This window comes from Staphylococcus sp. EG-SA-2 (assembly GCF_017152085.1).
Window position 1 is genome coordinate 1 of the sequence record NZ_JACYHC010000972.1, and the last position, 11,545, is coordinate 11,545.

The following is an 11,545-nucleotide window of genomic DNA, read 5'->3' on the forward strand; positions in this document are numbered from 1 at the left end:
GATCCCAAAATAACTGGTATCGCTAAAATGATTGATATTTGACCTTCAGTAACATTGACATCTTGTTTAATAAAGGGCATTAATGGCGCAATTATACTCCAAGCCATAAACCCAACCACTAAACTTAATGTTTGTAATGTAAGTTGAAAGCCACCTTTTGTTTTGTACATACGTTTCACCTTCATCAAAATCATTTATTTTTTAATAGATATCAATACTCTGCCTATATATTAGAGGTCAATGTTATTTAAAAATGCTTTCATTTATATGAAAACATTCAATATAGACAAAGTATTGACTACATATATATTTTATTATGATTGTGAAAAAGTGAACATAAGGATTTTCCCTTATTTATGAAGTGATTTACCCTATACAATGTCCCTTTAAGATGCTTTTAGACACTTATTCGCCATCATTTTAATCATATTATTTAGGAACACTCACATACTTTTCTTATTTTTTTCAATTAGTTACAATTACTGCTTGAAAATCACGTTACGTTATCCTTTATGCTGACAACATAAGGAGGTTTATCATGTATAAAATCAATATTATTAGATCAGATTCCGTCTATAAGAATATACTCAAGGCACCAATAAACGACCGTGATTCAATTTTCACTAAAGAAATATTAGTACCTTTTAAAAAGAAATTTGAGGTACAACATATGCCTATTTATAATGATGACAAACAGACAATGAGTGCGATTCAATTTTTAGATGCCTTTCAAATTTCTCCCAAAGATTTACGCATGTCTGACCAAATGTCAATACAATACCTGAATAATGATTTCTGGAGTAATTGCGAAAAATATTTAAAAGTTGCTATAGATCAATTTTCAAATTATAGTATCTCATCTCAAGTTTCTAACTATCATTTCACAGTATTACTTGGAGATAGCCAAAAACCACTTATGTATCTAAATAAAAATCGCGGTGGTGATGGTGGCATACCAGGTTATATTATGATTTATTTAGTGCCGAGTACAAGTACAATTAATTCTATGAAAAGCTTAATTGCACATGAAGTAAATCATAATATGCGCTATCAATATATTGATTGGGATGGCGGAAGTTTGATTGAATTGATTATTGCAGAAGGATTAGCTGAAAACTATGTAGAATCATTGTATGGTAAAGCGCATATTGGACCGTGGGTAACAAATACTAATTGGAGTCGTGATAACGTAAAAATTAAAAATACTATTTATAATCATTTACATTTAAAGCATATATTTGAATCGATGCCTTATCTCTATGGTGATGATATTAATAAACTTCAAGGTAGGCCTATCGTTGGCCTATCTCATGCTGCCGGGTATGCATGTGGCTATCACTTGGTAAAATACTTTTTACAAAAAACAAACATACCTATTGAAGTTGCTACAACACTTCCAGCACAAAAAATAATAAATGAGGTGACTGAATTTTGGCATACACATACACTTTAAAAGATATTATTGAAATTACAGGTGTAACTAAAAGAACTTTACATTATTACGATGAAATAGGATTATTAGTTCCAGATAAAAATGATAAAAATTATCGCGTTTATAAACAGCAAGACTTAGAAAAATTACAAAAGATTTTAATACTCAAGTCTTTTGATTTTGATATCGCTAAAATAAAACAATACATTTCGTATGATAATGAACAATTGCGAAAGTTATTATCAGAGCAAATAAGCAAGTTAGATAAAAAGATTTCTGACTTACAATTAATTAGACGCTCTGTATGTGAATTTATTAAAGGACTCTCTCTAATAGATACCAGCATTTTAAACAAGACACTACAGTCACAATATGATAAAGAAGCATCTATAAAATATGGTCATACGAAAGCATATCAATCATTTATTAGACGTAAAGACAGCTTACAATCGCAGGATATCAGACATAAATTGACAACTATCTTCAATAAATTTAATCATATGTCTTTGAGTCATTATCCAATCCAAGATTGTAGTGATCTCGTATTTGAGTGGAAGGCATTTATGAACACTATCGCTGATTTTGATGATGAAACATTATGCTGTATTGCTAAAACATATGAAGATGATACGCGTTTCAAAGATTACTTTAATTCATATGATAATCAAAATTTAGCATCATACATTTCAGAAGCTGTTAATTATTTTTTGAGCAATGTGAATAAGAGCGACAATTTTTAATCCTCATACAGATGCTACAACACTGAATACACCAACTAAAATAATTGTTCAAAGTAGAAAACTAATCATTTATTCTCTAAATCAATAACTATAATAAAAGTTATACCTTTGCAAAGCGAATTAGTATAGGTTACCGAAAGGAGAAAGGATTAGGTTCCATTCGATTTATAAAAAAATATATTTCGAAACATACAAAAGCGCCAGAAGATAATCATTTCCTCTCGCGCTTTTATACTGAATTATATTAATTTCAAACTCTAAAACTCTAATAATTTCTTTTTCAATGCATATTCAACTAGCTCAGGTTTACTCTTTAAGCCAAGCTTTGTCATAATATGCGTCTTATGTGCTTCTACTGTTTTCACAGATACAAATAATTTCTCTGCAATTTCTTTATTCCCGTAACCTTTGGCAATAAGTGGCAATATTTCTAGTTCTCGTTTTGATAAGATTTTAAAAGGATCTGTTGTGTTTGCAGTGTCCTGATTTGAATTAGATACAAATTCATTCACTAAAGATGTTGTAAGTTTCATATCTACATATGTTTCACCTTTATATACAGTTCGAATAGCTAACAATAATTGTTCATCAGGTGCATTTTTCAATATGTAACCTTTCGCACCATTACGCAACACATGGAACAAATACTCCTCATCATCAAACATTGTTAATATTAGTATTTTAGTTTCAGGAAAACTGTCAGCAATTTTACTCGTAGCGATAAGACCTGACTCACCTGGTGGCATACTTAAATCCATTAGTAACACATCAGGTTTATATTCCATTACTTTTTGGTAAGCTTCGACGCCATCTGCAGCCGTTGCAACAACTTCCATATCATTTTGATAATTTAAAATCATAGAGAACCCCGTACGGACAACAGCGTGATCATCGGCAATGACTATTTTCAATTTTATTCCCCCAATGTATGTTTCAAATTGGAATGTTCAATGTAACATTGGTACCCTCACCAATTTTCGTTTCAATATTGACGCTACCGCTGACTAACTCAGCTCGCTCATTCATTCCATATAAACCGAGTCCAGAACCTTTAGGCTTAGAACTTGGATCAAAACCATTTCCCGCATCTATCACTTCTGCTACCAAATGGCGCCCAGTTTGACGGATACCTACATTTATTTCATTTACATCAGCGTATTTCAACGCATTTAGAATAGCTTCTTGTACTACTCGATAAACAACCGTTTCAATATCACTATCAAAGCGGGTATTTTTAATATTTGATGTATATATGATTTTTATTCCATAATTTTCTTCAAACTGTTTAAAATATGATTTAAAAGCTGCTTCAAGGCCTAGATCATCCAAAGAAGCGGGTCTTAATTCAACCGACATATTACGTATATCATCAATTAATTTAGCGACAATATATTCAATATTTTCTGCGTCTTCCAAAAGCTTAGTTGTATCTTCTTGATATTTTAATAATCTCAATTGAACATCTACATTGAGCATTTCTTGAATCACACTATCATGTAACTCTCTAGAAATTCGCTTTCTTTCATTTTCTTGGGCTGAGATTGTTTTACGCATCATACGTTGTTGATGTAATTTCTCTTGCTGTTCAATTTGTGATGAAACATTTTGAAGCGTAAATGCATGAATTCCCCTGTCTTGATCAATCAACTGATATGTTGCTGTAAATGGCATCACTTTTTGATCTTTCGTCTTCATAAATACTTGGAAATTCGTAGCTTGTACTTGCATCGATTCTAAGAAACAGTCTTTACATGATTGTACATCATAGGCATTTGTATACCCTTCACATCTGTGACAAATCGCATTCGCCACAGCACTGTAATTATCTTCTTCAGATAATATATCTTTAGCAGCATCATTCATTGCAATAATTTTGCCGTTATCATCAGCAAAAACTATCTTTTCGATTGAATGCTCATAATATTTTTTCAATAAAGTATCTAACTGTATACTGTCCTCATTAATCATGACTTACACCCTAATTCATCTCATTATTTATCATCATTGAAAATACCAAACTTACGTTGAATATCATCATTATCAAATATTTTTGGTAAAGGACGACCATCTCTTTGACCAAATAATAGTACGCCATACACTTGATTCTTATACCAAAGCGGCACTGCTAAAACTGCTGTTAATGATTCGCTCAATAAAATTGGATAGTCAATCTTTTCTTCAGGCCCTAAAGCTAAACCAACATTGGCTATTACCATACGCTTTCCTGTTTTCATAACAGTTCCAGCTAATCCACGACCTTTTCTTAAAATAATCAATTTAAATCGATTATTTTTATTACCTGAAACATAGTGCCATTTTATTGGAGATGATGGTTTGTTAGATTCATAGAAAGCGATTGCCGCAAAATCATAACCCTCTTCTTTGCGTATTTTATCTAATGTCTCTTGAAATCTACGATCTTCAATTATTGCTTCTGGTGTCAAATCCTTTCACCTCTTATGCTTACACTTTATTCTTACGGTAAATAATATATCTGCGATTTATATATGTCAAAGGTACACTCCAAACATGCACCAAACGTGTAAATGGCCAACAAGCCATAATAGTGAAACCTAACAATATATGCATTTTAAATGCAATCGGCACACCACTCATCAATGACGCATCTGGTTTTAACATAAATAATTGTCTAAACCAAATTGATAATGAAGTTCTGTAGTTAAAATCTGGATGTTGTATATTGGTTACTAATGTTGCGTAACATCCCATAAATACGATAAGTAATAATAAGAAATTTACAAATATATCCGACGCTGAACTTAATCTTCGAATACTTTTCGTAGTAACACGTCTCGCTGTTAATAAAAACATCCCTATCAAAGTTATTATACCAAAGATGCTACCAATATAAACAGCGCCTATATGATATAAATGCTCAGATACCCCCACTGCATCCATCCATGATTTCGGTATTAACAATCCAACTACGTGTCCAAAAAACACTGGAATAATACCTAAGTGAAATAATAAACTTCCCCACATCAACCTTTTTCTTTCTATTAGTTCACTAGATTTAGCTGTCCAAGAAAATTTATCATAACGATAACGTGCAATATGACCTGCGACAAAGACAACTAAACATAAATACGGAAATATAACCCATAAAAACTGATTAAGCATGATGTTTCACTCCTTTTGGTGATGTCAAACATAATTTCAATGTTTTTCTAAGTGCTTGAATCACATAGGCATATGGATTATTATCTTCACCAAGTGCATTCGCCATCACATATGTTCCATCCTCAATAATCATAATGATTAATTGAATATTCTCTTCAGCTCTTGGATCATTTCGCCATTCTGCCACTTGCAAAAATTGAAGCATCAACGGTAGATAATCAGAAAGTTCATTATCTACCATTTCTAGTCCAAACATTTCATATAATACCTTTAATTTAGCTAACATTTGCCCACGTTCTTTTTGCGTATCAAATTTGTTATACGTCATATATAATGGTGCTTTTTTCGTAAAATCAAATGTATCTGTATAAATCGCTTTGATTTCTGATAATGAAAATGTCATCATTACATTTCTAAATGCTACTAAATCTTCATATGCTGGATGATCTTTCGAAATTGTTTCTTCAAAAGTTTTTGGATGAAAAGTTAATTTTTCTGGAAAACATAACTGTTGTGCCATATATCCAAAACTTTCTTGATATTTTTTAAAATTATCGAAATTAATCACGGAAAATCCCTCCATAGAAATTCTCATTATAAATTTCTTGACCAGTTTTCCCTGAACCTACTGCAACGCCACAGCCTTCACAGTTATCTCCAAAATGCTCGCCGCCGTAATTGTATCCTGTACTACCTTGTGCGTGATACGTATCTAAATAGGTTTCTTTGTGTGATGTTGGAATAACAAATCGATCTTCATATTTAGCTAGTCCTAATAAACGATACATGTCTTTAGTTTGGCGCTCGGTTATACCTAATCGCTCTAATCGAGACGTGTCAAATGGCTGTTGAGTAACTTGAGATCTCATATAACTTCTCATCATTGCCATACGTTGTAGGGCTCCTTTTACTGGCTCTGTATCTCCTGCAGTGAAAATATTAGCTAAGTATTCAATAGGTAAACGCATTTCTTCAATGGCTGGGAAAATCGCATCTGGATTTTGAGTTGTATTTTTACCTTCAAAATAGCTCATAATTGGGCTAAGTGGTGGGCAATACCAAACCATCGGCATCGTTCTAAATTCAGGATGTAACGGAAATGCAAGTTTATATTCAATTGCTAACTTATAAATTGGAGAGTTTTGTGCAGCTTCAATCCAATCATAACCAATACCATCTTTTTCAGCTTGAGCAATGACTTCTTCGTCAAATGGATTTAAGAATATATCTAATTGTTTTTCGTATAAACCTTTCTCGTCTACTGCTGAAGCCGCTTCATGAACTCGATCTGCATCATATAATAAAACACCTAAGTAACGCATACGTCCTGTACAAGTTTCAGAGCATACCGTAGGCATACCCGCCTCGATTCTCGGGAAACAGAAAGTACATTTTTCAGCTTTGTTCGTTTTCCAATTGAAGTAAACTTTCTTATATGGACAACCTGTCATACAGTAACGCCATCCACGACATGCGTCTTGATCAACTAATACAATGCCATCTTCATCACGTTTATACATAGCACCTGAAGGGCACGATGCAACGCAACTTGGATTCAAGCAATGTTCACATAAACGTGGTAAATACATCATAAAAGTTTCGTCAAATTGGAATTTAATATCTTCTTCTATTTTTTGGATGTTAGGATCTTTTGGGCCTGTAACATGACCACCTGCTAAGTCATCTTCCCAGTTAGGTCCCCATTCAATTTCAATGTTATCCCCTGTAATTTCTGAATACGCTCTAGCAACTGGCGAATGCTTCCCTGATTTCGCAGTTGTTAAATGTTCATAATTATAGTTCCATGGCTCATAATAATCTTTAATTAATGGCATATCTGGGTTATAAAAAATTTTACCTAAAGCAATTTTTGAAATTCTACTTCCAGATTTTAATTCAAGTTTCCCTTTACGATTTAGTACCCAACCACCTTTGTAGTGTTCTTGGTCTTCCCAACGTTTCGGATACCCTACACCTGGCTTCGTTTCTACGTTATTGAACCACATGTACTCAGCACCTGGACGATTTGTCCAAGTGTTTTTACATGTCACACTACACGTATGGCATCCTATGCATTTATCTAAATTTAATACCATCGCAACTTGCGCTTTAATCTTCAAGCCAATTAACCTCCTTCATCTTTCTAACTGCTACATATAAATCCCTTTGGTTCCCAATTGGTCCATAATAATTAAAGTGATAACTAATTTGTGCGTATCCTCCGACTAGTTGTGTTGGTTTCAAATGGATTCTAGTCGGCGCGTTGTGTGAACCACCACGTGTATCTGTAATTTCTGACCCAGGCGTTTGAATATGTTTATCTTGTGCATGATACATAAACATTGTACCTTTAGGCATACGATGCGAAATAACTGCTCTTGCCGTTACAACACCATTACGGTTATACACTTCTAGCCAATCATTATCTTGGATATCGTGTTTTTCAGCATCTTCATTTGATATCCAAACCGTTGGACCACCTCTAAATAGTGTCAACATATGCTTATTATCTTGATACATTGAGTGTATATTCCATTTTCCATGAGGCGTTAAATAACGCAGTACCAAAGCATCTGTACCACCTTTAATTTTCTTATCTCTATTCCCAAATACCATTGGCGGCAATGTCGGTTTATATACTGGTAAGCTCTCCCCAAATTGTTGGAAAACTTCGTGATCCACATAATAACTTTGACGTCCTGTTAATGTTCTAAAAGGTACTAGACGTTCTATATTCGTTGTAAATGGTGAATATCGTCGACCTTGTTTATTTGAACCTGGGAATACTGCTGTCGGTATTACTTCTCGTGGTTGTGAAGTTATATTTAAAAACGAAATTTTCTCAGCAGCACGTTCGCTAGAAATATCTTTTAACGGCATTCCAGTTTGTTCTTCAAGATCTTCATATGATTTTTGTGATAATTTACCATTCGTAGCAGATGAAATACTTAGTATTGCATCTGCTACATTACGTGCTGTATCAATACGCGGACGATTCGCTCTCACAGAATCATCATTTGTATCACTCCACGTACCTAACATACTTTTTAATTCTTCATATTGTTCACTGACACCGAAACTTACACCATGTGCTCCAACTTTCCCTTTTTCAAGTACAGGACCAAGCGTGACATATTTGTCGTAAATTTTAGTGTAGTCGCGTTCTACAATTGCAAAGTTAGGCATTGTACGTCCAGGTACCGCTTCAATTTCACCCTTCGACCAATCTTTCACTACGCCGTATGGTGTTGAAATTTCTTGCTTTGTATCATGACTAAGTGGAGTTGTCACAACATCTTTAAACGTTCCAGGTAAATAGTCTTTTGCCATTTCTGAAAATGCTTTTGCCAACGTTTTATAAATATCCCAGTCTGAACGCGATTCCCATAATGGATCAATAGCTGGATTAAAAGGATGTACATATGGATGCATATCTGTAGATGACAAATCATGCTTCTCATACCAAGTCGCTGCTGGCAAAACAATGTCAGAATATAAAGGTGTTGCTGTCATTCTGAAATCTAAAGAAACGACTAAATCTAATTTCCCTGTTGTTTCCTCACGCCACGTAATTTCTTCTGGCTTTTCATCTTCATTTGGTGTAGCTAATAACCCTGATTTTGTGCCAAGTAAATGCTTCATAAAGTATTCTTGACCTTTTGCAGAACTTGAGATTAGATTTGAGCGCCATATAAACAGTGATTTCGGATGATTCTTTTTCAAATCCGGATCTTCTATCGCAAATTGCGTTTGTTTTGACTTAACTTCATTTATCGCTCGTTTTAAAATTGCCTCATTCGACTCAATGCCTTCATCTTTAGCTTCTTCTGCAAACAACAAACTATTTTTATTAAATTGTGGATATGATGGTAACCAACCAAGTCTAGCTGCTAAAACATTATAATCAGCTGGGTGTTGATGCTTTAAATCCTCTGTTTTAGCTAATGGAGATTTTAAACGATCTACATTTGACTCTTCATATTTCCATTGGTCTGTTGCAAAATAGAACCAACTTGTTCCATTTTGCAAACGTGGTGGTCCTTGCCAGTCTTTCGCAAATGCGACAGTACTCCATCCTTCAATCGGACGACATTTTTCTTGTCCCACATAGTGAGCCCAACCGCCACCATTCACACCTTGACAGCCACATAACATAACTAAGTTTAAGATTGAACGATAAATCGTATCTGAGTTAAACCAATGGTTAATACCCGCACCCATGATAATCATTGAACGCCCTTCAGTATCGATAGCGTTTTGCGCAAATTCTTTCGCTACTTGAATGACAACACTTTGTTTTACGCCTGAAATGGCTTCTTGCCAAGCAGGTGTATATTTTGATTCTGCATCGTCGTATCCTTTTGATTCTAATTTATGATCAAAACGACGCACGCCATATTGACTTGCCATTAAGTCAAAAATTGTAGCAATACGGACTTTGTCACCATTTGCTAAAGTGACTTGTCGAGTTGGAATTGGACGATTGAATATCCCATCTCCATCACTATCAAAGTATGGGAATTGAATTGTTTCTAATTCGTATCCACCTTCTGCCATTGATAATGTAGGGTTAATTTTAGAACCATCTTCTGTTTCTAGTTTTAAGTTCCACTTCTTACCTTCTTCCCAACGTTGACCCATTGTGCCATTAGGTACTACTAAACTATCGCTGATTGCATCATGAATAACTGGCTTCCATTCGCCTTGCTCTGTTGTTTGACCTAAGTCACTCGCTCTTAAAAATCGACCCGCTTTATATCCATTTTCATCTTCATCCAGCATGATAAGAAACGGCATATCTGTATATTGTTTAGCGTAATTTATAAAGCGTTCATTAGGTTGATTAACATAATGTTCTTGTAAAATAACATGTGTCATTGCTTGAGCAATTGCAGCATCTGAACCAGGATTCGGTGCTAGCCAGTTATCTGCAAATTTCACATTTTCTGCGTAATCTGGTGCTACTGAAATGACTTTTGTACCTTTATAGCGGACTTCTGTCATAAAATGTGCATCCGGAGTACGTGTTAAAGGTACATTAGAGCCCCACATAATAATGTATGATGCGTTATACCAGTCACTTGATTCAGGCACATCTGTTTGCTCTCCCCAAATTTGTGGAGAGGCAGGTGGTAAATCTGCATACCAGTCATAAAAACTAAGCATTTCACCACCAAGCAAATTGATGAATCGAGCACCTGCTGCATAACTAATCATTGACATCGCTGGAATAGGTGTAAATCCTGCGATTCGATCTGGACCATATTTTTTTATTGTATACAGTAATTGTGCTGCGATTATCTCTGTAACGTCTTTCCAATTTGAACGCACGTGCCCTCCCATACCTCGGGCTTGCTTATATTGTTTGGCTTTGTCTTCATTTTCAACAATAGACGCCCATGCAGCAACGCGATTACCATAGTTTTCTTCTAATGCTTCAGTCCATAAATCCCAGAGTTTTCCACGAATATATGGATATTTGATTCGAAGCGGACTGTATTCATACCAAGAGAATGACGCACCTCGTGGACATCCTCTCGGTTCATATTCAGGCATATCCGGACCACAACTTGGATAGTCAGTTTGTTGATTTTCCCAGGTAATCACACCATTTTTCACAAATACTTTCCAAGAACATGAGCCTGTACAGTTAACACCATGTGTTGTTCTTACTTCTTTATCGTGGCTCCAACGTTCTCTGTACATTTTTTCCCATTCTCTACTTTTACTTTCTAGGATCGACCAATTCCCATTAAATTTTTCTGTTGGCTTAAAGAAATTCAATCCAAATTTTCCCATATTTATATCCTCCTACGTATAAAAATACGATGTGTAGATGTCGTGTTTTTAAATACTTTAAAATGCCCAAGACTATTGCTTTAATTAGATTGTACATTTTTTCACAAATATAAAATATTAGGGAATCACCTAATTACTTAAGGAATTTCCCTATCAATAACGGGATTTCATTGAAATAATACACAATCATGTATGGTCGTGCTTATTGCCAATCTAAATCGTTCAAATTTGGCACAACGACAAATAAGGCTTCAACACGAATATATTCTCTCGGTTGAAACCTTACTTATTCATTTATTTTTTATAAATTAGTGACATAACACTGTATTAGCATCTGCACGATCGGTTGAAATATATGTTACATTTTCTTGCTGCTTAATAAATGCATCATAGTAATCATATTGCGACGAATGATATGTGCCATTCGATGTAT

At 34.5% G+C, this 11,545-nt stretch carries 9 protein-coding genes and 2 pseudogenes; 2 read left to right on the top strand and 9 right to left on the bottom strand.

All coding sequences use genetic code 11. The annotated features are described in order from the left end of the window. Positions 1-170, bottom strand: a pseudogene (locus IDG60_RS16760) (MFS transporter); the annotation flags it as partial. A 368-nt stretch (positions 171-538) separates the two neighbouring features. Between IDG60_RS16760 and IDG60_RS16765 the strand changes: the two are divergent. Next, positions 539-1,453: a DUF2268 domain-containing putative Zn-dependent protease gene (locus IDG60_RS16765; protein ID WP_000276759.1), complete on the top strand. Its 915-nt coding sequence runs from the start codon at positions 539-541 to the stop codon at positions 1,451-1,453. Continuing rightward, entirely contained in the window at positions 1,432-2,172 is a 741-nt protein-coding gene (locus tag IDG60_RS16770) for a MerR family transcriptional regulator (RefSeq protein ID WP_000332063.1), read from the top strand. The genes IDG60_RS16765 and IDG60_RS16770 overlap by 22 nt, the downstream gene beginning before the upstream one ends. Before the next feature lie 257 nt (positions 2,173-2,429). Here IDG60_RS16770 and nreC read toward each other — a convergent pair whose 3' ends face one another. The 8 genes and pseudogenes from nreC to IDG60_RS16810 form a co-directional block, all read right to left on the bottom strand. After that, a complete protein-coding gene (gene nreC / locus IDG60_RS16775; RefSeq protein ID WP_000706315.1) occupies positions 2,430-3,083 on the bottom strand; it encodes a nitrate respiration regulation response regulator NreC in 654 nt (217 codons plus the stop codon). A 22-nt stretch (positions 3,084-3,105) separates the two neighbouring features. Continuing rightward, a complete protein-coding gene (gene nreB, locus IDG60_RS16780) occupies positions 3,106-4,140 on the bottom strand; it encodes a nitrate respiration regulation sensor histidine kinase NreB (RefSeq protein WP_000606546.1) in 1,035 nt (344 codons plus the stop codon). Positions 4,141-4,163: 23 nt separating this feature from the next. Beyond that, the gene (nreA, locus tag IDG60_RS16785; protein WP_000186933.1) at positions 4,164-4,616 is read right to left on the bottom strand and encodes a nitrate respiration regulation accessory nitrate sensor NreA; all 453 of its coding nucleotides are present in this window, start codon (positions 4,614-4,616) and stop codon (positions 4,164-4,166) included. A 19-nt stretch (positions 4,617-4,635) separates the two neighbouring features. Next, the gene (gene narI, locus IDG60_RS16790; RefSeq protein WP_000934155.1) at positions 4,636-5,313 is read right to left on the bottom strand and encodes a respiratory nitrate reductase subunit gamma; all 678 of its coding nucleotides are present in this window, start codon (positions 5,311-5,313) and stop codon (positions 4,636-4,638) included. Further along, positions 5,306-5,881 carry a nitrate reductase molybdenum cofactor assembly chaperone gene (gene narJ, locus IDG60_RS16795; protein ID WP_000606768.1) on the bottom strand — a complete coding sequence of 192 codons (576 nt, stop codon included), beginning with the start codon at positions 5,879-5,881 and terminating at the stop codon, positions 5,306-5,308. Before narJ ends, narI begins: the two co-directional genes overlap by 8 nt. After that, positions 5,874-7,433: a nitrate reductase subunit beta gene (narH, locus tag IDG60_RS16800; protein ID WP_000692648.1), complete on the bottom strand. Its 1,560-nt coding sequence runs from the start codon at positions 7,431-7,433 to the stop codon at positions 5,874-5,876. The genes narJ and narH overlap by 8 nt, the downstream gene beginning before the upstream one ends. After that, the gene (locus IDG60_RS16805) at positions 7,423-11,112 is read right to left on the bottom strand and encodes a nitrate reductase subunit alpha (RefSeq protein ID WP_000514408.1); all 3,690 of its coding nucleotides are present in this window, start codon (positions 11,110-11,112) and stop codon (positions 7,423-7,425) included. The genes narH and IDG60_RS16805 overlap by 11 nt, the downstream gene beginning before the upstream one ends. A gap of 308 nt (positions 11,113-11,420) precedes the next feature. After that, positions 11,421-11,545, bottom strand: a pseudogene (locus IDG60_RS16810) (uroporphyrinogen-III C-methyltransferase); the annotation flags it as partial.

Coding starts and splice junctions, on each gene's coding strand:
- narI (WP_000934155.1), bottom strand. CDS start 5,313: ATGCTTAATCAGTTTTTATGGGTTATATTTCCGTATTTATGTTTAGTT.
- IDG60_RS16805 (WP_000514408.1), bottom strand. CDS start 11,112: ATGGGAAAATTTGGATTGAATTTCTTTAAGCCAACAGAAAAATTTAAT.
- IDG60_RS16765 (WP_000276759.1), top strand. CDS start 539: ATGTATAAAATCAATATTATTAGATCAGATTCCGTCTATAAGAATATA.
- nreB (WP_000606546.1), bottom strand. CDS start 4,140: ATGATTAATGAGGACAGTATACAGTTAGATACTTTATTGAAAAAATAT.